Origin of the sequence: Saccharopolyspora sp. 7B, from assembly GCF_020177435.1 — a bacterium.
In the GTDB taxonomy this organism is placed as follows: Bacteria; Actinomycetota; Actinomycetes; order Mycobacteriales; family Pseudonocardiaceae; genus Saccharopolyspora_C; species Saccharopolyspora_C gregorii.
The window spans coordinates 12,456-36,341 of record NZ_JAIUKC010000124.1 but is presented as its reverse complement, the minus strand read 5'-3'; the positions used below and the strand labels follow the sequence as shown (position 1 = coordinate 36,341).

Below are 23,886 nucleotides of genomic sequence, written 5' to 3'. Positions count from 1 at the left end.
CTCTGAGCTTCCCCCCACCCCCCCCCCGGCCCCCCCCCCCCCCCCCCCCCCCCCCCCCCCCCCCCCCCCCCCCCGCCCGCCCCCCCGCCGATCGGAACGACCTGCTCGGAAGCGACGAACGGGAGGAGATCACCGATCGCGGGGTCGCCACCGTGCTCGCCGCGGCCCTCGTCCTCGGCGTGATCGCGATCGTGGGTTTCGGCATGGTGCTCGGATCGGTCATGCTGGCCCGGCACCGCGCGGACGGCGCCGCGGACTTGGCGGCGCTCGCCGCCGCGGCCCGGGCCCAGCAGGGCGGCGCGCCCGCCTGCGCCGCGGCCCGCGGGGTCGCGGCGGAGATGCGGGCACGGGTCCTCGACTGCGAGCTGGCCGGTCTCGACGCGCGCGTCCTGGTCGAAGTTCGGGCCTCGATGGGCCTGGACGGGCTGTCACCGCAGGTCACCGGGCGTGCCAGGGCCGGTCCTGTCACCCGTTCGCCGGATGGCGGCCCGCGCTGAGCGGTCCCGCGCCCCGGCTGAACGACCGGTGAGCGCGATCACGTCGCCGCGAACCGACACTCCGGCATATCAGCGCCCCTCTCGGCGACCGGACGCTCGTCGCCGCTGAGCGACCGGTCATCGACATGGGGGGTGTACGAGGCCGGGTGGGATGACGTTGATTGATGGAGCGGAAGCGAGCAGGAGATCCCGACATCGTGGTCGGTCTCAGGTGACCGGTCGCGGGGCAGCGGCCACACCGGTGCGAAGGCATCCGCCACGGTCGAGTGAGGAGAGGTAATGGACTGGTCAGCGGACAGGGGGCCCAGCGCTTCCGGAGCGAACGCTCCCGGAGGAGCCGGTGCTGCCGTGGAGGCCAGTGTCACCGGGTGGGCGGGCGCCTTCCGGATCGAGCTCCGGGTGCAGGCCATCGAGCTGGCGTCTCGCGGCTGGTCGGTGCTGCCCGGCACCTTCCCGGTCGGTTCCGAGGCGGGCGCCCGCGCCTGGTCCGGCTCCGACGCCGCGCACCCGGCGGGTGTCGCGCACCCCGTTCCCGTGCACGCGGACTGGCAGGACCGGCTCGGTGCCGGCGTCGACCAGGTCGCCCGGTGGTGGTCCGAGCAGCCGTACAGCCTGCTCGTCGCGACCGGTGACCAGGTCGAGGCGCTGGAGACCGGTGCCGAACTGGGCAGGCGCACCGCGCGGGCGCTGCGCTCGCTGGGCGTTCCGGTTCCGATCGTGGCGACCCCGGACGCCCGCTGGTACTTCCTCGCCGCAGGGGGCTCGGCCACCGCGGCGTGCCCCGAGCTGGTCGCGGCCGGAGCGGTCCGCAGGCACAGCGCCGGCAGCTGGCTGCCGGTTCCCCCGAGCACCTTCCACCACGGAGTCGTGCACTGGCGGGTCAAGCCGGAGGTCTGCGGGTGGCGGTTGCCGTCCCCCGAGATCATCGGTGACGCCCTGCGCATCGGTGCCGACGCCGTCCAAGACGTGGCCGAACTCGTCGTCGCGGGCAACTAGCCCGCCTCGACCGCGAACCAGAGTCGCCAGGGCACTGGACGCCCGACCCGTCCAGCTGGGCACCCCCGATGGGGACCGACGGCGGGGACGAGGGGGACCGGCGAACCCCCTCGCCCACCCGATCCGCCGTAGGCCCTAGCCCTGCCCGGCGTCTCCCCCGTGCGCGGTCGAGAGCACGTCGAGAACAGCCACCGCCCCCGCCTTGTCCAGTGGTTCATTGCCGTTCCCGCACTTCGGCGATTGAACGCAGGACGGGCAACCCGCCGGGCAGTCGCAGGAGACGATCGCCTCCCGCGTCGCGGCCAACCAGGGGAACAACGCGGCGAAGCCGCGGTCGGCGAAGCCGGCTCCCCCGGGATGACCGTCGTGCACGAACACCGTGGCCCGACCGGTGTGTTCGTGCAGGGCAGTGGAGACACCACCGATGTCCCACCGGTCGCAGGTCGCGAACAGCGGGAGCAAGCCGATCGCCGCGTGCTCGGCGGCGTGCAGCGCGCCGGGGATGCGCGCCGGGTCCAACCCGGCGCCCCCCGGCGCGCTGTCGGTCAGCAGTTCGTCGGAGATCGTGTACCAGACGGCGCGGGTGACCAGCTTGTGCGCGGGCAGGTCCAGCGGCACCTGGTCGAGCACCTCGCCGGAGGGCAGGGTTCGCAGGTAGCCGACGACCTGCGAGGTGACCTCCACGTCCCCGAGGCACACCGTGATCCCCGGCGCCGGACTCCGCTCCTGCACCGTGGCGAGCACCGAGATGTCCACGACGTCGCGCGGCGAGGTGTGCCACTCCGGGTTCTCCAGGTGTACCAGCGCGAGGCCGCCGTCCAGGTCCAGCTCGTCCACCACGAACGACTGCCCCTGGTGCAGGTAGACCGCGCCGGGATGCACCGTGGCGCACGCCGAATCCGGGTCGACGGTGCCGAGCATCCGCCCGGAGTCGCCCTCGACGACGGCGATCTGCTGCCCACCGGACCCGCGCAGTTCCACCTCCCGGTGCGGGCGTTCCCGCTCGGTCCAGTACCAGCCGCGCGGCCGCTTGCGCAGTACTCCGGCCTCGGTGAGCGCGTCGGTCGCGGTGCGGGCGGGCTCGCCGCCGAAGACCTCGAACGCCGCTTCGTCCAGCGGCAGCTCGGCCGCGGCGCAGGCCAGGTGCGGTTCGAGCACGTAGGGGTTCGCCGGGTCCAGCACCGTCGACTCGACCGGCCGGTCCAGCACGGCGGGCGGGTGGTTCACCAGGTAGGTGTCCAGCGGGTCGTCCCGGGCGACGAAGACGACCAGCGCGTCGTCCCCGTCGCGCCCGGCGCGCCCGGCCTGCTGCCAGAACGAGGCGAGCGTGCCCGGGAACCCGGCGACGACGACCGCGTCCAGGCCCGCGATGTCGACGCCGAGCTCCAGCGCGTTGGTGGCCGCGACGGCGAGCAGTTCCCCGCTCAGCAGCGCCCGTTCGAGCTTCCGCCGGTCCTCCGGCAGGTAGCCGCCCCGGTAGGCGGCGACCTTGTCCACCAGCGAATCGTCCACTTCGGACAGGGCGCGGCGGGCGGCCAGCGCGGCGAGCTCGGTGCCGCGCCGGGATCGGATGAACGCGAGCGTGCGGGCGCCTTCCACGACGAGTTCGGTGAGGATCCGTGCGGCCTCGCTCCCGGCGGAACGCCGGACCGGCGCCTCGTTCTCGCCGGACACGTCGTCCAGCAGCGGTGGTTCCCACAATGCGACGGTGCGGGCGCCGCGCGGCGAGCCGTCCGCGGTGACGGCCCGGCACTCGGCGCCGATCAGCCGTTCGCCCAGGGAGGCCGGGTCGGCCACCGTCGCGGAGGCGAGCACGAACACCGGTTCCGCGCCGTAGTACCGCGCGATCCGCCGCAGCCGCCGCAGCAGCAGCGCCACGTGCGAGCCGAAGACGCCCCGGTAGGTGTGGCACTCGTCGACGACCACGTAGGAGAGGTTGCGGAAGAACCGCGCCCAGCGGGAGTGCTGGGCGAGCACGCCGTGGTGCAGCATGTCCGGGTTGGTGAACACCCACCGGCCGTGCGCCCGCACCCAGTCCCGCTCGACGAACGGGGTGTCCCCGTCGTAGGCGGCGGCGCGGATCCCGTCCAGGCCCAGCTCGGTGGTGGACCGGAGCTGATCGGCGCCCAGCGCCTTGGTCGGCGACAGGTACAGCGCGGTGGCCCGGGCGTCGGTGAGCAACCGGGTGAGCACCGGCAGCTGGTAGGTCATCGACTTGCCGGACGCGGTGCCGGTCGCCACCACGACGTGCTCACCGGCCCACGCGGCTTCGGCGCCTTCGGCCTGGTGGCTCCAGGGGCGTTCGGCGCCGCGGGCGCGCAGCGCCTCGACCAGCGGTTCGGGCGCCCAGCCCGGCCAGTCCGCGTGCTGCGCGGGCCGTTCGGCGAGCTGCTCGACGTGCCGCAGCGGTGATTCGTCCGCGGGCGTGCCGGCCAGCACCCGGTCCAGCAGCCGCTTGCCGCTGCCGGTCCTGCCCGCTCTCCGGTGTGCCGAGTTCACGTGGTCGAGCGTCGCACAGCGCTGTTCCCGCACCGCACGCACGCGGAACCTGCGGCCCGGTGATCTCGTTCGGGTGGACTCGCCCGCCACCGCGCCGTCGTGGCCCGGGGCGCGGGCCGCGGGGGTGTGAGGTGGCCTGCGGGCGCGGCCGAGGCGTCCGCGCGGTGGTGTCCGCGCGGGTCTCCGGGGCCGCGACACGCCGGTTCGATCCGGCTGCGACACGCGATACACGAAGTCACCCGTTCGGTCCATGTAGAAGTGTGTCCGATCGGGTGATCAAGTCCTAACTGGATCGATCACTCGATAACGAAGCAGCACGTCGTTGCGAGGCGCACATCACACCGTGAAGTAAGACACGTCAGGCCTGAATAGACTTCGCGGCCACGACATCGATCGCGGACGGGCCCCGGCGGGCCGCTCGCGGCCGAGGCCGTACCGAGCGTCGGAGTGGACGCACCACCGCCTCTCCGGCGTGCCACCGAGCCACACCCGAGGAGGACGGATGTCCCTGCTGTCCCCGGTCCAGCCCGGCTGGGTCGCCCAGGGCACTGCACCACCGAGCTCGACGCACCGGATGGACCTCGCGCAGAACGCCCCCGGTGCGTTCGAACTCAGCGGCTCCGACTACGCCGTCGTCGGCGTGGTCCTGATCATCGCCTTGGCGGCGCTGGCCTTCGGCTACGTGCTGATCAAGGAGGTGCTGGCGGCCGGCCAGGGTTCGGCCAAGATGCAGCAGATCTCGCAGGCGGTGCAGGAAGGCGCCTCCGCGTACCTCAACCGGCAGTTCCGGACATTGGCCGGGTTCGCCGTCGTGGTCTTCGTCGTGCTGTTCGTGCTCCCCGCGAACAGCACCGGCGAACGCATCGGCCGGTCGATCTTCTTCCTGTTCGGCGCGGCGTTCTCCGCCGCCATCGGCTACCTCGGCATGTGGCTGTCCACCCGCGCGAACGTGCGGGTCGCGGCCGCGTCGAACGATCCCGGCGCGGGCCGGGAGAAGGCGATGCGCGTCGCGTTCCGCACCGGTGGCGTGGTCGGCATGACCACCGTCGGCCTCGGGTTGTTCGGCGCGGCGCTGGTCGTGCTCGTCTACGCGGGCGAGGCGCCGCGGGTGCTGGAGGGCTTCGGCTTCGGCGCCGCGCTGCTGGCGATGTTCATGCGGGTCGGCGGCGGCATCTTCACCAAGGCCGCCGACGTGGGCGCGGACCTGGTCGGCAAGGTCGAGCAGGACATCCCGGAGGACGACCCGCGCAACGCCGCGACGATCGCCGACAACGTCGGGGACAACGTCGGCGACTGCGCGGGCATGGCCGCGGACCTGTTCGAGTCCTACGCGGTGACGCTGGTGGCGTCGCTGATCCTCGGGACCGCCGCGTTCGGCCTCAAGGGGCTGCTGTTCCCGCTGATCGTGCCCGCGATCGGCGTGGTCACCGCGGTGATCGGCGTGTACCTGACGAAGGCCAAGGCGGGGGAGAGCGCGTTGACCGCGATCAACCGCTCCTTCTTCATCTCCGCGGGGATCTCGGCGGTGCTGTGCGCGGTGGCCGCGCTGGTGTACCTGCCGAACTCGTTCGCCGAGCTGGCCGGTGCCTCGCCGGAGGTCGCCGGCGCCAGCGGCAGCCCGGCGCTGATCGCGTTGGCCGCCGTGCTCATCGGCATCCTGCTGGCCGCGGTGATCCTGAAGCTGACCGGCTACTTCACCGCCACCGAGCATCGCCCGGTGCAGGACGTCGGCGAGTCCTCGAAGACCGGTGCCGCCACGGTGATCCTCACCGGCCTGTCGGTCGGCTTCGAGTCGGCCGTGTACACGGCGCTGGTGATCGGCGCGGCGGTGTTCGGCGCCTTCCTGCTGTCCACGACGCTGACGGTGGCGCTGTTCGCGATCGCGCTGGCCGGTTGCGGCCTGCTGACCACGGTCGGCGTGATCGTCGCGATGGACACCTTCGGCCCGGTGGCGGACAACGCGCAGGGCATCGCGGAGATGTCCGGTGAGTTCGAGGGCGACGGGGCGAAGATCCTGACCGAGCTGGACGCGGTCGGCAACACCACGAAGGCGATCACCAAGGGCATCGCCATCGCGACCGCCGTGCTGGCGGCGACCGCGCTGTTCGGCGCCTACCAGGACGCGATCGTGCAGGCCGCGCGCGCGGTCTCCACCACGATCACCGCGGAGGCGTACCAGGTGTTCGCGCCGAACGTGCTGGTCGGCATCGTGATCGGGGCCGCGGTGGTGTTCTTGTTCTCCGGGCTGGCGATCAACGCGGTGTCCCGGGCGGCCGGTGCCGTGGTCTACGAGGTGCGGCGCCAGTTCAAGCAGAACCCGGGGATCATGGACGGCTCCACTCGTCCGGAGTACCACCGGGTGGTCGACATCTGCACCCGCGACTCGCTGCGGGAGCTGGCCACGCCGGGATTGCTGGCGGTGCTGGCGCCGATCGCGGTGGGCTTCGGCCTGGGCGTGGGGCCGCTGGCCGGGTACCTGGCCGGTGCGATCGCCACGGGCACGCTGATGGCGATCTTCCTGGCGAACTCCGGTGGCGCGTGGGACAACTCGAAGAAGCTGGTCGAGGACGGCCACCACGGCGGCAAGGGGTCCGAGGCGCACGCGGCGACGGTCATCGGCGACACGGTCGGCGACCCGTTCAAGGACACCGCGGGCCCGGCGATCAACCCGCTGCTCAAGGTGATGAACCTGGTGTCGGTGCTGATCGCCCCTGCGGTGGTCACGCTGTCGGTGGGTGATTCGGCGTCGCCCGCGGTGCGCATCGCGATCGCGGTGGTGGCGGCGCTGGTCGTGGTGGGCGCCATCGTGGTGTCCAAGCGGCGCAGCACGGCCATCTCGGACGCGCCCGCCGACGACGACAAGATCGTCAACGGCGCGACCTGATCGGTGGCCGCCGGGCGGGCCCCCGCCGCGGCGGGGGGGGGGGGGCGGGGGGGGGGGGGGGGGCGGGCGGGGGGGGCCCCCCTCCGCTGTGCGCTGGGCGGACTCCGGTCGGCGGGGCCCCGGTTCCGGGGGCGGCCGTGCTGGTGCGGGAGAGTCGGGGAGCACGCCGACCCGACCTGAGGGAATGCGCATGAATATCCGTTCGACCTCCGTCGCGGTGCTCGCCGCCGTCCCGCTGGCGCTGGCCGGCTGCTCCCAGGGCGAACCGCAGCAGCCCGCCCCGCAGCAGCAGGAGCAGCCCCAGCAGCAGGAGCAGGGCAAGCCCGCGCAGGCGAGTTCCGACGGCGTGGCCTGGACCGGCGAGCTGTGCGGTCTCGTCGGCGGTTTCTCCGCTTCGCAGCAGCAGGCCCCGCAGGTGGACAAGACGAACACCGAGACCTTCAAGGCGTCGTCCATCGCGCAGATGACCGCTGCGCACGACGCCGCGGACCAGACGGTCACCGGGCTCCAGCGGATCGGCCCGTCGCCGATCGCGGGCGCCGACCAGGTGGCCACCACGTTCGTGGACGGATTCACCCAGGTCCGCGACATCCTCTCCGCGGCGAAGGGCAAGGCCGAGCAGGTCGACACCTCCAACGAGCAGGCGTTCACCACGGGCATGACCGGGGTGCAGGAGGAGCTGAAGAAGGGCCAGCAGCTCGACTTCAGCGCGCAGTTCGCCGAGTTCTCCAAGAACCAGCAGCTCAACGACGCCGCGATGAAGGCGCCGCAGTGCCAGCAGTTGACGCAGTCGGCCGCTCAGCAGGAGCAGCTCCAGCAACAGCAGCAGCAACAGCAGCCCCAGCAGCAGCCCCCGGGCTGACCCGGCAGGCGACTCCGCCCGAACGAGGTCGATCGATCCCTCGTCCGGGCGGAGGGCCCTGGTCAAGCTCGAACGGACGTTCTACGATCACGCATCGTGGACCAGCTGTCCTTCTTCTCCGCGGAGGCTCGCCACCCCCGGGTGGCCGACCTCGCGGGACTGCTGTGCGGCCCGGGCCAGGCCGTCGGGTTCGGTCGCGGCACCGCGGCCCGGCTGTCCGTGGTCGTCGCCGACGACTGGCGCGCCCGGTCGCTGGCGCGCGCCTGCGCCGACCGCGGGGTGGCCGCCGAGCTCGGTCGCTCCGAAGAGGGACACCCGCTGGTGCGCACCGCGTTCCGCGCCGACCTGACCGGCTTGGCCGGGCAGTGGCTGCGCGGCGCGGTGAAGTCGGTCCCCGCGGACTTCGCCCCCGACGGGGCGGCGCTGCGGCTGTGGGCGCTGACCGCGGGGAGGCCGGTGCCGGGCGGGTACCTGCTGGGCCTGGACCCGCACGCGCCGGAGACCTACGAGCCGTTGGCGGCGGCTCTGGCCAGGGCCGGACTGCCCGCGCGCTGCACGGGTCCGCGAGCGGGCGGACCAGCGCTGCGCGTCACCGGACGGCGCCGGATCGAGCGGCTCGCGGAGCTGGTCGGTCCGACCCCCGATGGTGCGATCGAGCGAACGTGGCCGCTCGTCTCCTGACGATCACGCCACAGGTCGGGGCAGGTCACGCAACGGAACAGGACCGGCACCCGATACGTTCGTACGGAACGGAAGACGCGAGCGCAGGCGTGTTGTGTGCCACGCTGTGCGTCCCTGGGTGCGGCATCCGGGGTGGTATGCGGTGCACACTGGCGGATCGGACGCCTCCGCGAGAAGAGAGCAGGTAAGCGTGGCTGGGTCGACACGGGCGAAGCAGAGCGGCGGTAACGGCCGGGCTTCGGGGTCCTCCGGCGGGACGGACTCCGGACGTCGGCGGTTGGTCATCGTCGAGTCCCCGGCCAAGGCACGCAAGATCGCCTCTTACCTCGGCACCAACTTCGTGGTCGAGTCCTCCCGCGGCCACATCCGCGACCTGCCGCGCGGCGCCGCCGACGTGCCCGCCAAGTACAAGGGCCAGTCCTGGGCGCGCCTCGGCGTGGACGTGGAGAACGACTTCGAGCCGCTGTACCTGGTGACCGCGGACAAGAAGTCGACGGTCAGCGAGTTGAAGGACGCGCTGAAGGAAGTCGACGAGCTCTACCTCGCCACGGACGGCGACCGCGAGGGCGAGGCCATCGCCTGGCACCTGATGGAGACGCTGAAGCCGAAGGTGCCGGTGCGGCGCATGGTGTTCCACGAGATCACCGAATCCGCCATCCAGGCCGCCGCCGCGAACCCGCGCGACCTCGACCAGGACCTGGTGGACGCGCAGGAGACCCGTCGCATCCTGGACCGGTTGTACGGCTACGAGGTCAGCCCGGTGCTGTGGAAGAAGGTCATGCCGAAGCTCTCGGCGGGCCGCGTGCAGTCCGTGGCGACCCGGATCGTGGTCGAGCGGGAGCGGGAGCGCATCAAGTTCGTGCCCGCCTCGTACTGGGACATCTCGGCGACGATGGACGCCGGGGCGAGCGCCGAGCCGCCGCGCTTCGGCGCCCGGCTGGTGACCGTGGACGGGGCGAAGGTGGCCACCGGCCGCGACTTCGGCCCGGACGGCCGGTTGAAGAACGCCGACGTGAAGCCGCTGGACGAGCCTGCGGCGCGGCGCCTCGCGGCGGCGCTGACCGACGCCCGGCTCAGCGTCTCCAGCGTCGAGGAGAAGCCGTACACGCGGAAGCCGTACGCGCCGTTCATGACCTCCACCCTGCAGCAGGAGGCGAGCCGCAAGCTGCGCTTCTCGGCGGATCGCACGATGCGCACCGCGCAGCGGCTGTACGAGAACGGCTACATCACCTACATGCGAACCGACTCGACGACGCTGTCCGAGACGGCGATCACCGCGGCGCGCAACCAGGCCAGGGAGCTCTACGGGGACAGCCACCTGTCGCCGCAGCCCCGCCAGTACAACCGCAAGGTCAAGAACGCCCAGGAAGCGCACGAGGCGATCCGCCCGGCGGGCGAGAGCTTCCGCACCCCCGGCCAGGTCGCGAACGAGCTGGACGTGGACGGATTCAAGCTCTACGAGCTGATCTGGCAGCGCACCATCGCCTCGCAGATGGCGGACGCGAAGGGCACCACGCTGTCGGTGCGCATCACCGGTACGGCGACCTCCGGTGAGGAGTGCACGTTCGCCGCGTCCGGCCGCACGATCACCTTCGCCGGGTTCCTCAAGGCGTACGTGGAATCGGTGGACTCGGAGGCCGGTGGCGTCGCCGACGACGCCGAATCGCGGCTGCCGCGGCTCAGCCAGGGCCAGGCGATCACCGCCGCCGAGCTGGAGCCGGACGGCCACAACACGAACCCGCCGGCCCGCTACACCGAGGCGAGCCTGGTGAAGGCGCTGGAGGAGCTGGGCATCGGCCGCCCCTCCACCTACGCGTCGATCATCAGCACCGTGCAGGAGCGCGGCTACGTGTGGAAGAAGGGTTCCGCGCTGGTCCCGTCCTGGGTGGCGTTCGCCGTGGTCGGGCTGATGGAGCAGCACTTCGGCAGGCTGGTGGACTACGACTTCACCGCGGCGCTGGAGGACGAGCTGGACCGCATCGCCGAGGGCCGCCAGCAGCGCACCAAGTGGCTGTCCGGCTTCTACTTCGGCGGCGAGGTCGGGCCGGGTGATTCGATCGGCCGCGCGGGCGGGCTCAAGAAGCTCGTCGGCTCCAGCGTGGAGCAGATCGACGCGCGCGAGGTGAACTCCATCCCGATGTTCACCGACGACGAGGGCCGCACCGTCTACGTGCGGGTGGGCCGCTACGGCCCGTACCTGGAGCGTCCGCTGAACGCGGAGGAGTCGCAGCGGGCGAACCTGCCGGACGACCTGCCGCCGGACGAGCTCAGCTCGGAGGTCGCGGAGAAGCTGTTCGCGACGCCGATGGAGGGCCGCAGCCTCGGCACCGATCCGGCGACCGGGCACGAGGTGATGGCGAAGGAGGGCCGGTTCGGCCCGTACGTCACCGAGGTCCTCCCCGAAGGGGACAAGTCGAAGCCGCGCACCGGCAGCCTGCTCAAGTCGATGTCGTTGGACACCGTGACCATCGACGACGCGCTGAAGCTGCTGTCGCTGCCGCGGGTGGTGGGCACCGACCCGGAGTCCGGCGAGGAGATCACCGCGCAGAACGGCCGCTACGGCCCGTATCTCAAGCGCGGGACCGATTCGCGGTCGCTGGAGACCGAGGACCAGATCTTCACCGTCACCGTCGACGAGGCGCTGAAGATCTACGCCCAGCCGAAGCAGCGCGGCCGCCGGGCCGCGGCCCCGCCGCTGCGGGAGCTCGGCGACGAGCCGGACACCGGCAAGCCGCTGGTCATCAAGGACGGCCGGTTCGGTCCGTACGTCACCGACGGCGAGACGAACGCCTCGCTGCGCAAGGGCGACGAGGTCGAGTCGCTGACGATGGACCGGGCCGTCGAACTGATCGCGGAGCGGCGGGCGAAGGCCCCGGCGAAGAAGAAGACGACGAAGTCGACCGCGAAGACCAGCACGGCGAAGTCGACGAAGAGCACCGGCACGAAGACGACGGCGAAGAAGTCGACGACCAAGACGGCGTCGAAGTCGACCGCGACCAAGTCGGGGACGTCGAAGTCCACCACCGCGAAGTCCGGCGCGGCGAAGAGCAGCACCGCGAAGTCGGCGAAGAGCCCGGCGTCCCGGGCGAGCGGCTCCCGCTCGTCCTCGTCGAGCCGCAGCACCTCGTCCACCAGCGGCAGCTGACCGCGGCTCCGGGCGCCGGGTCGCTGATCCGGTGTCGGCGCGGCCTCGTACAGTGCGTGTCGACGCAGGCGGCGCGACGACCCCGGAGGTGACGTGGTGGCGCAGGTCCCCGACCCGGTAGCGGGCGAAGTCCCCCCGGCGACCGGGGTGTGGGCGGACATCGTCGGCCAGCCCGACGCGGTGCGCACGCTGTTCGCCGCCGCGCAGGCCGCCCACCTCCAGGTCCGCGGCGAGCCCGCGCCCGCGGGCGCCATGACGCACGCGTGGCTGTTCACCGGGCCGCCCGGTTCGGGTCGTTCGGTGGCCGCCCGGGCGTTCGCCGCCGCGCTGCAGTGCCTGGAACCGGGCGAGGCGCCGGGCTGCGGCCGCTGCGCGGCGTGCCGGACGGTGGTGGCGGGGACCCACGCGGACGTGAAGGTCGTGGTGCCGGAGGGCTTGACGATCTCGGTGCGCGAGATGCGGGCCCTGGTGCAGGCCGCGGCGCGCCGCCCCACCACCGGCCAGTGGCGGGTGGTGCTGATCGAGGACTCCGACCGGCTCACCGAAGGCGCGGCGAACGCGCTGCTGAAAGCGGTGGAGGAACCGCCGGAGCGCACGGTCTTCCTGCTGTGCGCGCCGTCGGACCACCCGGAGGACGTGCCGGTCACGATCCGCTCCCGGTGCCGCGCGATGCAGTTGCGCACCCCGCTGGCCGGGTCGATCGCCGAGGTGCTGCGGGAGCGCGACGACGTCGGCGACGAGATGGCCCGGTGGGCGGCTTCGGTGTGCGGCGGGCACATCGGGCGGGCTCGGCGGCTGGCCACCGATCCGGAGGCCCGGGAGCGGCGGGACCGGGTGCTGAGCATCCCGGTGGGGCTGCGCCGGTTCTCGGACGTGTTCACCGCGGCGAGCGGGCTGGTGAGGTCCTCCGAGTCGGAGGCGACCTCGGCGAACGAGGACCGCAACGAGGCGGAGAAGGACGAGCTGCGCACCGCGATGGGTGCGGGCGGCACCGGCAAGGGCACGGCTTCGGCGACCCGCGGCGCGAACGCGGCGCTGAAGGAGCTGGAGAAGAAGCAGAAGTCGCGCGCGACGCGCTCGCAGCGCGACGCCCTGGACCTGGCGCTGGTGGACCTCGCCGGGTTCTACCGCGACGTGCTGGTCTCCCGGTCCGGGTCACCGGCGTCGTTGAACCACCCGGATTACGCCTCGGACGTGGCGAAGGCCGCATCGCAGTGGACGTCGGAGTCGACGCTGCGGCGGCTGGAGGCGGTGCTGGAGTGCCGCACCGCGCTCACCCAGAACGTGAAGCCGATCATCGCGGTGGAGGCGATGGTCGCGACCCTGCACCACGGCTGACGGGCGCAGGGAAAGGCCCCCGCGCTCTCCTCCCAGAGCGCGGGGGCCGTGGCTTGCGTGATCAGCCGCGCTGATCGAGGTTGGCGAGCCCCGCCAACGGGGTGCCGCTGAGGCCGTCGGCCAGCGGCTTGCCGACCGCACCGCCCGCGTTGCTCAGGTCGAGCAGGCCGCCCTTGGGCGTGCCGCCCACGGTGGGCTTGGTGGTGGGGGCCGTGGCGGTGGAGTCGCCACCGTCCTCGCCGTTGGAGCCGTTCTGACCGCTGGTGCCGGGCTTGCCGGGCTGCCCGCTCTGGGAGTCGGTGGTGGTGTTCACCTGGTCCGCGGGCAGCGCGTTGATGAGGCCGATCATCGAGGTGCCGAAGTCGTCGATGGTGTCGACGATGCCGCGCACGTTCTCGTCCTTCGCGAGGCCGTCCACCGGCGTCGCGCCGGAACGGGCGCTCTGCTGGGCGGGGATGACGCCGCCGATCGGGAGGTGGGCGCCCTGGGTGGCGACCGGATGGGTGTGGGCTTGGGTGAAGTCCTGCAGCGCGTCACCGATGACGTTGCCGTCACCGGTGCGGCCGGTGGCAGTGCCCGCCTGCTCGGCGAGGGCCTGCGGCGCGCGCACCACGTCGCCGACGGTCTGCTGCACGCCGTGCACGGTTCCGGCGGCGTGGAAGGCGGTCTGGGCGACCCCGTTGTCCACCGGCAGCTCGGCCGGGAACTGCGAGTCGGCGTGCGCGGTGCCGGCGAAACCGACGGCGCCGGCGCCCGCCAGCACGGCGGCGGCCGTGGTGAGGCTGCGTTTCATCGCCTTGCTCCTCTCTGCACAGGCCCTCACCTGTGCGCCAGAGGTCGCAGCGTACGGAGCCGGGACCGGCCACTAATCAGCGATCACAGCCGTCGCGGTGCGTCGACGGGGAGTGCGCTGAGCGGCCGGTTTCCGACCCGTTCGTGTGAGGCGGAAGATCTTGGAACTACTGTCCGGCGACGGAGGTCACGTCGATGGACTGGTTGAGGTGCTGCTGGCGCTTCGCCTGCTCCTCGCGCAGCGACTCGACGGTGTCGGCGAATTCGGCGTACGCGTCGCCTTCGTCGTCGAACCTGCTGTAGCGGCCCGCGCGTAATTCGACCGAGTGGTACTCGCGTTCGAGCACGTCGGCGGTCTGCTGCAGGCTCGCCGCGCGCTCCCGGTACTTCGCGTAGCCGCCGAACGCCGCCGCGACCGCCACCAGCAGGCTGATCGCCACCGCGGCCCAGCGCGCGCCGACGACCGCGGCGGAGGCCGCGGTGACGGTGGCGCTGATGATCGAGCCGGCGATCACCACGGTGTGCAGCACGTGGTCCTTCCAGCGGTGCCTGCCCGCTTCGGCGCGGTAGCGCTCGATCACGTCCGGCAGGTCGGCCCGGTAGCGCTTGCGCATGCCGAGCAGGTCGCCCGCGTTCCACTCGTCGAGTTGGTGCTCGCGGTGCGCGCGTTCCAGCTCGCGCAGTTCGGAGGCGACCGCGCGCACCGCGAAGTGGTGCCGGTAGGCGATGCGCCCCGACGCGGCGACCGAGCCGACCGGGATCGCCACGGCCAGCACCGAGACCGCCACCGGTGGTGCGAGCAGCACGATCCCGGAGATCGAGAGTCCGGCGAGGGCCACGTTCCCCGGACAGGTCCAGATCAGCAGGAGTCGTTGCAGGATGCGCGCTCGGTAGAGCTGTTCGGACAGCTCGCTGATGCGGCGCTCCCAGTCCTGCGGCTGGGTTTCCCCGGCGATGACCCCGCCCCCAATGATGCCCGTGCCCGCGTCCCAACGCTCCATCACATCGATCCTTCCGGCGTCACTGTGATCGAAGTAGTTCCCCAAGTACGACGACAATCGACCGGTCGGGTGATAGCTGATTGGGCTGATCGGCCTACACCCTGTTGCGCCATGTGATCACTGCAGGTCGGCCGGGAGGAATCTTCGCCGAAACCTGCCAGTGATAACAGCCGATGGCGCAAGTACTCAGTCGCCGCGACTACTCGCCCCGGATCGGGGCTCTCCACTGTGGCAGCGCACCCGTCCGGCCCAACCACGTGGGCCACGGTCGGCGCATCGCACCTGCCTGCTATGGGGCGCGGGGGCGCGTGCCGGGGGATTCCCCGGTGTCGCGGCGGCCGGTGTCGCAGGTGGTCCGGGGTGGCGCGGCGGAGCGGTGCGCGTGGTGCTCGGACCCGTTCGGATCCTGGTCTCGTCCGGTCTCGGCACGTATTTCGGGGCGCGGTTCGCGCATGGCTTTTCCGGGAGTTCCGAACGGGAGGTGGTGCCCGTCCGCGCGTCCCTCGCGCGGGCGGGGCCGATTCTGCCGGATTCGCCGTTCCGGCAGTTCAGTTCGGTGTGGCGGAATGCCCGAGGGCGGGCGGGACGATCTCCGCGGGCTTTCGTCGAATGCGCAATTCGGCGGCCGGTGGCGGGAATGGGTGGTCCCGCGCATTCCGGGAATGGACTGCTGCCGGGGGCCCGGGAAAGCCGGTCGCGGTCACGGCGGGCGCGCGGTCGCGGAGCCGACGGGGGAGGACGAAGAAAAGACCGCAGGTCCACCGGGGTGGTCCTGCGGTCTTCTCGGCGAGCCGCCTGAGGGAATCGAACCCTCGACCTACGCATTACGAGTGCGTCGCTCTGGCCGACTGAGCTAAGGCGGCGTTGCGGAGCAAGTGTAGCGGGTGGCCGCGACGGCCCGGCGAAGGGGTTGGCGGCCCGGTCGTGCGTCACCGGTTGCGCTGAAATCGGGCGTCACTCGGACGGGAGCCCGTCGTTGAGAGATTCGGTGACGCTCGTCACCACTTCTTCTAGGGAAGGCAGGTCGGATGCGATCAGCTCGACCGCTGCGTCGTTTCGCCGCCGCCACGACGGTGTCGCTGGCCGTCGCCGGGCTGAGCCTGCCCGCAGCGTTCGCGCAGACCACGCCGGTGCCGACGCCGGTGGACCCGGACCAGCCCCCGGCTTCCGAGGGGCCGGCCCAGCCGGGCCCGATCACGGCCGAGGTGGGCACCGGGATCGGCGTGCTGCGGGTGCTGCCCGGCGCGGTGCCGGGAGAGACGATCTTCGACGATCCCGCGTACGAGGACGCGCTGCGCAAGCAGGCGCTGCTCGAACTCGGGCTCGGGCTGGCGAAGTCGACGGCGAACTCCGAGGCGTACCTGGCCACCGAGCGCTCGACCGCCGAGGCCTCGCCGTTCGGCGCCGCGATCGGCGGGTACGCGCCGCAGGTACCGGGCGCGTCGGTCGCGCAGACCGCGGTGCCGGACCACGCCGAGCCGACGACCACCGGCGTGCAGCCGCCGCCGTCCCCGGCGGACGCGCTGGTGAAGCTGGGGCTGCTGGAGGGCAGCGCGCACGCCAGGTGGGACGAGCGGCTCGGACCGTGCGTCTCGCCGATCTCGGAGGCGAGCAGTTCGCTGGCGAGCCTGTCGGCGGTGAACGTGCTGCCCGCGCTGCCGGACACCCCGCAGCAGGACGGCGACCAGCACGCGGCGCTCGCGGGCGCCCCGGGGTCGCCCGCCCGGCTCGGCGGTCTGCTCTCCGGTGGGGGACCGACCGAATCGGGCGCGGGTTCGCTGGTGCACGTGCCGGACGCGGTGCGTGCGCACTCCAAGATCGAACTGGTCGACGTGCCGGGCTCGGCGGGCAAGGCGGTGCGGTCCACCTCCACGATGCGGCTGGCGAGCGTGCGGTTGCTGTCCGGCACGCCGCAGGAGCTGCGGGTCGACGTGGTGAGCGAGCCGACGCTGACCGTCACCGCCACCGGTGATCCGGCCACGTCCACCGTGGACTACGAGGCCCCGGTGCTGCGGGTGACCCAGGGCGGGCGGGAACTCGCGGAGCTCGACGCGGCGAACCCGCAGGCGGACCTGCCGATCGGGCTGCCGGGCGTGCCGGGCGAGCTGCCGGTCGTCGGTCCGGCGGTGAACGACCGCGTGCTCGACCTCGGGGTGCTGCGGCTGAGCATCGGCGAGCTCACCCAGGAGGCGAACGGCACCGAGCTGCGCGCCGGTGCGCGGATGTTCGACCTGAAGCTGCTGCCGGGCACGGCGCTCGGCATGCCGGACGCGGCGCTGGCGGAGGTCTCCTTCGGCGAGCAGACGGCCCGCGCCGGGGCACCGGCGGGCGGCGTGCACTGCGACGTGCCGCCGGCCCCCGCTCCCGAGCAGCCCGCGCCACCGGCGCAGGGCGCCGCCGCTCCGCCGCTGGCCAAGACCAGCGGTGCGTACTACACGATCCCGCTGTTCTGGACCGGGACGGGCCTGCTGCTGCTCGGTTCGGTGCTGGTGGCCGCGGTGCCGCGCCGCCAGGGGTGACCGCCGTCGGCCCCCGGCCCCGAACCGGGGGACGGCGACGGTGAGCCGCGGCTGCTCCTGCTGAGCTCGTGCGGCTCGGCCGGGTCCGGTGCGGGTGGCCTGCTCGGTGGAGCGGATCCGGGGCGCGGGCGGCGAGCAGCGCCCGCTTCGCCGGTCCGCGACGGGGCCGGGTCCGCGGGGGCGGCACCGCTCGGCCGGTCGTCCGGCGGCGTGGACCGCCCCCGGACGCGACGAAGGCCCTCCCCATCGGGAAGGGCCTTCGGGTTGCTCAGGGCGTCAGTGGTCGCCCTGCTCCTTGGCCCGCTCGTAGGACCGCTTGATCTCGGCTTCGGCCTCGGTGCGGCCGACCCAGGTGGCGCCTTCAACGCTCTTGCCGGGTTCGAGGTCCTTGTACACCTCGAAGAAGTGCTGGATCTCCAACCGGTAGAACTCCGCCAGGTGGTGGATGTCGCGCAGGTGCTCCTGGCGCGGGTCGTCGGAGGGGACGCAGATGACCTTGTCGTCGCCGCCCTTCTCGTCGCGCATCCGGAACATGCCGATCGCGCGCGCGGTGATCAAGCACCCTGGGAAGGTGGGCTCCTGCACCAGCACCAGCGCGTCCAGCGGGTCGCCGTCCTCACCGAGGGTGTCCTCGACGAAGCCGTAGTCGGCCGGGTACTGGGTGGCGGTGAACAACGTCCGGTCCAGCCGGATCCGGCCGGATTTGTGGTCCACCTCGTACTTGTTCCGGTTCCCCTTGGGGATCTCGATGGTGACGTCGAAGTCCACGCGGTTCCTCACTCGTTCTAGCCAGCTTGCTCGTCGAGACCGTGCCCGACCGTCCGGCCGCCGTTGCCAGGCCGGTCCCGCATCCCGGTCCCGTACATCGCCAGTGTCCTGACCTGCGATGATTTCGTCAGTCACCGCACGGCGTCACCCGAGGCCGAGCCGCAGGCTCACACGTCGGAGTGGCCGCCCGTGATGCGGCACGACCACGTCTAGTGTGGACCACGGCCGCGCGCCGAGCCCCACCGCAGTGCGGCAGCTCGCATCTGGCAGTCTTGCGCACCGTCGAGGAGGAAGCCCGTGCCCGAACCCCACCGCCTCAGGGGTGAGGTGTCCGAGCCCGATGCCGCCGAGCAGTCCTCGAACGCTTCAGCAGCAGGTTCGCCGGGCGACGAGCGGGGCGGCAACGCCGAGCGGCCCGAGCGGCAGCGGCTCGCGGAGAGCGAGGCGGAGGGGTTCCCGGTCGAGGACCAGGAGGCCGCCCCTCCCGCGCGCGGGAACGAATCGGAGCCTTCCGGCGATGGACAGCCGGTGAAGGACGATCGAACCGACTCCACCAGCGATGACGGCGCGGGAACCGCGGAATCCGGTGGGAACGCGGAATCCGGTGGGAACGCGGAATCCGGTGGCACCGCGCGGGCCGGTACCGGTTCCGCCGCCGCGGAGGAGGAGCGGTCCGCGGCCGAGCCCGGATCGGACGGGGATGCGGCTGCGGATTCCGCCGACACCTCCGCTGAAGCGGGCTCGACCGGCGCTGAGTCTGCCGACGCCGATTCCGCTGACGCCGATTCCGCCGACTTCGATGGTGACTCCTCCGAGGGCGATGCGGCAGCCGGTGGGACCGACGCTTCGCGCACGCAGCGGGACGGGGCCGGAGCGAGCGGTTCCGGGCGGGGTACCGCCGACTCGAAGCCGGGCACGCTGGACCGGACCGTGACCGGGCGGCTGCCCGAGGGCGACGCGGAGGACGACGGATCGGGTCATGCCGGAACGGGTGGCCCGAGTTCGGCGGACGCCCGCTCGGCGGACGCCCGCTCGGCGGACGCCGGTTCGGATGGCGCCGAATCGGATGGCGCCGAATCGGATGGCTCTCGCTCGGCGGGCGCTGGATCGGATGACGCTGGAACGGACGGCGCCGGATCGGACGGCGCTCGTCCGGTGGACGCCGGGTTGGACGGTGCGCGCTCGGCGGACCCCGGATCGGACGGCGCCGGATCGGACGATGCGGGAGCGAGCCGGGCGACCGGCGGCGCGAGTGGATCGGCTGCCGCGGACGCGGGCCCCGCGGCCGACGAGCAGGACTTCCCGACGCAGGACCCCGAGGAACAGGGGGAAGGCTCAGCGGAGCGGGACGAGGCCCCGGCCGGCGGCGACGGCTCGACCGCGACCGGCGCCGCGCCGGCGGACGGGACCGGCTCTGCCTCGGTGGACGGGACCGGTTCCGCCTCGGTGGACGGGACCGGCTCTGCCTCGGTGGACGGGTCCGGCGGCGCGCCGGGCACGGGTCCGGGATCGACCGTCCGCGGCTCCCTGCGCGGCGACGTCCAGGCCGAACCGAACTCGATCAGCTCCCGGCCGGTCGGCTTCGTCGGCTCGGTGGAGCCCGAGGCCGGGCGGGAAGCCGCCGCGCACGACTTCTCCGGCTGGCAGACGACCGGGTCCCAGGTGACCGGGCGGGTCTCCGGTGTGCTGGACACCGCGTTCCGCGGTGCGGTCCCGGGCGCGGCGTCCGCGCCCGGTTCGGCTGACGACCGTTCGGACGCGGAAGCGACGGGACCGGGAACTTCGGGCGCGTCGTCCGAGGAGCGGTCCGCGGACGCGGCGGCCGAGCCTTCGGGTGACCAGCTCGCGGGTGACCGGCCTTCGGCTGACCACCCTTCGGACGGCTCGGTTGCGGACGACCGCCCCTCGGGCGCTCGGGGTCCGACGGATCCGGGTTCCGCGGACGCGGACCCGACGGCGGAGTCGGCGACGGCGGAGTCGGCGGAGCGGTCGGCCGCGCAGGAGCGCGCCGCCGGGCACGGCTCGACGACCTCGGCGCAGCGCGGGACCGCCGCGGACACCGCCGACGAGACGGCGAACGCCGAGGACGGGAACACCGGAGACGGGAGCACCGGAGACGAGCGGACCGGCGCGGCAGCGGAGCAGGCGGCCCCCGCCGCGGAATCCGATGCGGAGAGCACTGGCGGTGCGACCCGGCCGAGCAGCGGGAGCTCGGCGAGCACCGCCGACGCGGACGGTCCCGCCGACGCGGACGGTCCCGCCGACGCGGACGGTCCCGCCGACTCGGCGACCGGCGCCACGGCCGCTGCTGATCCGGCCGGCTCCCCGGCCACCGCGGACGGCCGCACCGGTGAGGACGCTGCCGGGGACGCGGACGGGGTGGACGAGGACGCACCGGGCCGGACCGATCGTTCCGCCTCGGAGGACGGCTCGGACCGGCCCGCGAAGCGGGCATCCGAGGACTCGGCCCCGGACCACCGGACCACCGCCGAGCGCGCCACGGGCCGCCAGGACACCGACCACCGGACCACCAGCGACCGGACCACCGACGACCAGGCCACCGATCACTGGACCCAGGACGGCTGGACCGAGGGCCGCTGGACTCAGGACGGCTGGGCTGCGGACGCCGGGACCACGGGCGACCGGACCACCGACGAGCAGACCACCGGCGAGCAGACCGTCGGTGAGCAGAAGGCTGACGAGCAGACCTCCGACGAGCGGACCACCTCCGACGAGCGGACCACCTCTGACGAGCGGACGACCTCCGACGAGCGGACCACCTCTGACGAGCGGACGACCTCCGACGAGCGGACGACCTCTGACGAGTGGACCACCTCTGACGAGCAGGCCACCGACGAGCGGGCCACCGACGAGCGGACGACCGAGCGCGCCGCGCCGGACTTCGAGGTGGCCGACCCGGAGCAGGCCGCCGCCGTCAGCCGGGCGGAGCCGGCGGAGGACACCGAGGCCACCGGGCCGCAGCAGCCGGCGACCGCGGCTGAGCCCCGGCCCTCCGAGACCGAGGCCGAGGGCGCCGGCGCGGCGGTGGACGTGCCGCTGGACACCGCGGTGGCCGCGCAGGCCGAGCTCACCGAGGACGTCGAAGCCACCGGCCCGCAGCGGGCGGTGCCCGCGGAGGCGCCGAGCTCCGAGCAGGACTCCGGCCGGACGGGCACGACCGAGCGCTCCGCGCCCGCGACGGAACGCTTGGACCGCAGCGCCCTCGCCGACCGCTCGACGACCGCGGACCGCTCGACGACCGCGGACGCCGACCGCTCGACCACCGCCGACCGCCCGGACACCACCGACGCCCCGGCCGCTCCCGGCCATCCGGCATCCTCCGGCGGCCAGGCCACCGAACCGGCCGAGCGGACCACCGACGTCGACCGCGACGCGACGGCCGACCAGGACGCGGACGCCACCCGCGGTACCGCCCCGAGCACGGACCGGGATCCGACCGCCGACACCGGCCGGCTCCCCGCCGTCGAGGACGGGACCGCCCGCGTCGACCGCCGCCGGGCGGCCGAGGAGCGGACCCGCGACGAGTGGCCGACCGCCGAGCAGGCCCGGGTCGAGGCGGAGCCCGAGGAGGCCGCGGACGACCGGGACGAGCCCGTGGACTCGGCGTTCTCCGCCGATGCGGGCGCCGCCCCGCCGTCATCCACCGATCCCCGGCCGCACGTCGAGCAGCCGCCCGCGGTGGACTCCGCGTTCACCGCGGATGCCGGGACGCCGATCGGGCCGCCGCCCGCCGAGCAGACCCAGCAGTTCCGGCGGATCGACGACACCCAGCAGTTCAGCCTGGCCGACCTGGAGCAGGAGGCTCGACGCCGCGAGCAGCAGGCTCCGAAGCAATCGGACCAGCAGGCTCCGAAGCAGCCCGGCGAGCAGCACGCTCCGAAGCAGCCGGACCAGCAGCAGGCCGCGAAGCAGCCCGACCAGCAGCAGCGCCCCCAGCAGGGTCGGCAGCCCCAGGACCCGCAGCAGCAGGGCCGCACCGAACCCCCGCAGGACCGCCCCGCCGACCGGCCGCGCCCGCAGGCGTTCGACCAGGGTCCGCCGACCACCCGGATCCCGATCGTCCCGCCCGCGCCGCAGCAGCCGTCGCGCCCGGTGCCCGGCCCTTCGGACGCGGAGCGCACCCAGCAGTTCCGCCGCCCCGACTTCTCCGGCCCGCCGCCCGGCAGGCAGCAGGGGCAGCAACCTCCGCCGCCGCGCACCATCCCGGTCGCGCCGCACCGCCCACCGCAACAGCAGCAGCCCCCGCAGCCGCAACGGCACGCGCAGCCGCAACGGCACGCGCAGCCGCAGGACTTCGCCGTTCCCGCGCAGCCGCCGCGGCCCCAGGAGCAGGCCCAGCCCGCGGAACCGCACGAGGACGAGCGGTACGACGGCTACGAGGAGCACGAGGACGCTCCCGCCGAAGCGGCCCCGGCGCCGCGGCGCAGGCGCGCCACGGTGCTGCTGGCGGTGTTGACCGTGGTCGTGCTGGGCGCGGGTCTCGCGGTCGGCGTCCCGGCGTTGATCAACGGGATCAGCGCCGCCCAGCTGGCCGATCCGCCCGCTCCGGTGCGGCTGTCCCCGTCGATCCGCCCGGTCGGGATGGACGCGCCGGAGCCGAGCGGTTCCGGCATCGAGGCGGCGGTCAGCGGCCCGCTGGCGAACCCGGTGCTGGCGCCGGTCACCGGTGCGGTCGTCGACGTGCGGTCCGGGAAGACGCTGTGGGAGCGGCAGCAGGACACGCCGATGATGCCCGCCTCCACCGGCAAGTTGCTCACGACCAGCGCCGCGATGCTGGAGCTCGACCACGACGCCCGGTTCACCACCGAGGTGGTGCGCGGTTCCCAGCCCGGCAGCGTGGTGCTCGTCGGCGGCGGCGACCCGACGTTGTCGACGATGCCCGCGGGCCAGGAGTCGGTGTACCCGGGCGCGGGCCGCTTCGACGACCTCGCCGAGCAGGTGCGGGCGGCGACCGGCGGCCAGGTCACCTCGATCCAGGTGGACAACAGCCGCTACCGGGGGCCGACGATGGCCCCCGGCTGGCTGCCCGGGGACGTCGGCGACGGGATCATGGCGCCGATGGAGTCCGTGATGGCCGACGGCGGGCGCACCGGCGACCCGACCGAGGAGTACGACTCGCGGACCCAGAACCCCGCCGAGCAGGCCGGTCGGGAACTCGCGCAGCGGTTGGGCGTGCCCGCCTCCGCGGTGTCCGAGGGGACCGCGCCGCGCGGCGCCCAGCGGCTCGGTGCGGTGCGGTCGGCGACGATGCGCAAGCTCGTCGAGAGCACGCTGATCCACTCGGACAACGTGCTGGCCGAGGCGCTGGGCCGCGAAGTCGCGATCAAGACCGGGAAGGAACCGTCCTTCGCCGGTTCGGTGCAGGCGGTGCGCGAGGTGCTGCAGCGCAACGGCGTCGACCTCACGGGCGTGCAGATGTCCGACGGCAGCGGCCTGTCCACGGAGGACCGCATCCCGGCGAAGGTGCTGGCCGGGTTGATGGCCACCGCCGCTGAACCGGAGCGCGACGGCGGCCTGCCCGCCAAGAGCGCGAAGCTGCGCGCGCTGCTCACCGGCCTGCCCGTCGCGGGCGGCTCCGGCAGCCTCGCCGACCGCTACGGCGACGGCGCGGGCCGCGGCTGGGTCCGCGCGAAGACCGGCACCCTCGACGGGGCGAACAGCCTGTCCGGGACGATCCTCACCGAGGACGGCCGGCTGCTGGTGTTCGCGCTGATGTCCAACAGCACCAGCCCGCCGACGCAGGTCCGGCCCGCGCTCGACGAGGTCGTCGCGGCCGTCCAGCAGTGCGGTTGCCGCTGATCGCGGGCTCGCACCGGGCTCGGCCAGCGGTGTCGCCGCTCGTCGCGACCGGAGTACGGTCGATTCCGTGACTCCGCGATCCGC

The 23,886-nt window shown here is 73.4% G+C and carries 13 protein-coding genes and 1 tRNA gene; 9 read left to right on the top strand and 5 right to left on the bottom strand.

The genetic code is table 11. From position 1 onward, the window contains the following. The coding region (locus tag LCD33_RS19640; protein WP_224978132.1) for an Rv3654c family TadE-like protein at nt 1-497 on the top strand (497 nt) is incomplete at its 5' end. Nucleotides 498-845: 348 nt separating this feature from the next. Continuing rightward, a complete protein-coding gene (locus LCD33_RS19635) occupies nt 846-1,493 on the top strand; it encodes a bifunctional DNA primase/polymerase (RefSeq protein WP_224966666.1) in 648 nt (215 codons plus the stop codon). Between the two features lie 135 nt (nt 1,494-1,628). Here LCD33_RS19635 and LCD33_RS19630 read toward each other — a convergent pair whose 3' ends face one another. Continuing rightward, a complete protein-coding gene (locus tag LCD33_RS19630; RefSeq protein ID WP_224978131.1) occupies nt 1,629-3,992 on the bottom strand; it encodes a DEAD/DEAH box helicase in 2,364 nt (787 codons plus the stop codon). A gap of 574 nt (nt 3,993-4,566) precedes the next feature. Here LCD33_RS19630 and LCD33_RS19625 point away from each other — a divergent pair. The 5 genes from LCD33_RS19625 to LCD33_RS19605 all read left to right on the top strand — a co-directional run bounded on the left by LCD33_RS19625 (nt 4,567) and on the right by LCD33_RS19605 (nt 12,902). Next, on the top strand, nt 4,567-6,876 hold the full coding sequence (locus LCD33_RS19625; RefSeq protein ID WP_224959749.1) for a sodium-translocating pyrophosphatase: 2,310 nt from the start codon (nt 4,567-4,569) through the stop codon (nt 6,874-6,876). 190 nt (nt 6,877-7,066) lie between these two features. Then, complete coding sequence (locus LCD33_RS19620; RefSeq protein ID WP_224959746.1) at nt 7,067-7,738, top strand: hypothetical protein; 672 nt, start codon at nt 7,067-7,069, stop codon at nt 7,736-7,738. Nucleotides 7,739-7,834: 96 nt separating this feature from the next. Continuing rightward, nucleotides 7,835-8,419, top strand: a complete 585-nt coding sequence (locus LCD33_RS19615; RefSeq protein ID WP_224959744.1) for a hypothetical protein — start codon at nt 7,835-7,837, stop codon at nt 8,417-8,419. A gap of 190 nt (nt 8,420-8,609) precedes the next feature. After that, entirely contained in the window at nt 8,610-11,564 is a 2,955-nt protein-coding gene (topA, locus tag LCD33_RS19610) for a type I DNA topoisomerase (protein WP_224959742.1), read from the top strand. A 96-nt stretch (nt 11,565-11,660) separates the two neighbouring features. Next, the gene (locus LCD33_RS19605; protein WP_224959740.1) at nt 11,661-12,902 is read left to right on the top strand and encodes a DNA polymerase III subunit delta'; all 1,242 of its coding nucleotides are present in this window, start codon (nt 11,661-11,663) and stop codon (nt 12,900-12,902) included. Nucleotides 12,903-12,963: 61 nt separating this feature from the next. Here LCD33_RS19605 and LCD33_RS19600 read toward each other — a convergent pair whose 3' ends face one another. The 3 genes from LCD33_RS19600 to LCD33_RS19590 form a co-directional block, all read right to left on the bottom strand. After that, entirely contained in the window at nt 12,964-13,695 is a 732-nt protein-coding gene (locus LCD33_RS19600; protein ID WP_224978129.1) for a hypothetical protein, read from the bottom strand. Between the two features lie 166 nt (nt 13,696-13,861). Continuing rightward, on the bottom strand, nt 13,862-14,695 hold the full coding sequence (locus tag LCD33_RS19595; RefSeq protein ID WP_224959736.1) for a DUF4231 domain-containing protein: 834 nt from the start codon (nt 14,693-14,695) through the stop codon (nt 13,862-13,864). Between the two features lie 789 nt (nt 14,696-15,484). Next, a tRNA-Thr gene (locus tag LCD33_RS19590) sits at nt 15,485-15,558 on the bottom strand. 165 nt (nt 15,559-15,723) lie between these two features. Between LCD33_RS19590 and LCD33_RS19585 the strand changes: the two genes are divergently transcribed. Beyond that, nucleotides 15,724-17,214, top strand: a complete 1,491-nt coding sequence (locus LCD33_RS19585; protein ID WP_224959734.1) for a hypothetical protein — start codon at nt 15,724-15,726, stop codon at nt 17,212-17,214. Between the two features lie 276 nt (nt 17,215-17,490). On the opposite strand, the gene LCD33_RS19580 is transcribed toward LCD33_RS19585, so the two are convergent. Next, on the bottom strand, nt 17,491-17,982 hold the full coding sequence (locus tag LCD33_RS19580; RefSeq protein ID WP_224959732.1) for an inorganic diphosphatase: 492 nt from the start codon (nt 17,980-17,982) through the stop codon (nt 17,491-17,493). Between the two features lie 327 nt (nt 17,983-18,309). Here LCD33_RS19580 and dacB point away from each other — a divergent pair, with 327 nt between their 5' ends. Then, nucleotides 18,310-23,802 (top strand): D-alanyl-D-alanine carboxypeptidase/D-alanyl-D-alanine-endopeptidase, encoded by a 5,493-nt coding sequence (dacB, locus tag LCD33_RS29445; RefSeq protein WP_224978128.1) that lies wholly within the window; start codon nt 18,310-18,312, stop codon nt 23,800-23,802. The last annotated feature ends 84 nt before the right edge of the window (nt 23,803-23,886 follow it).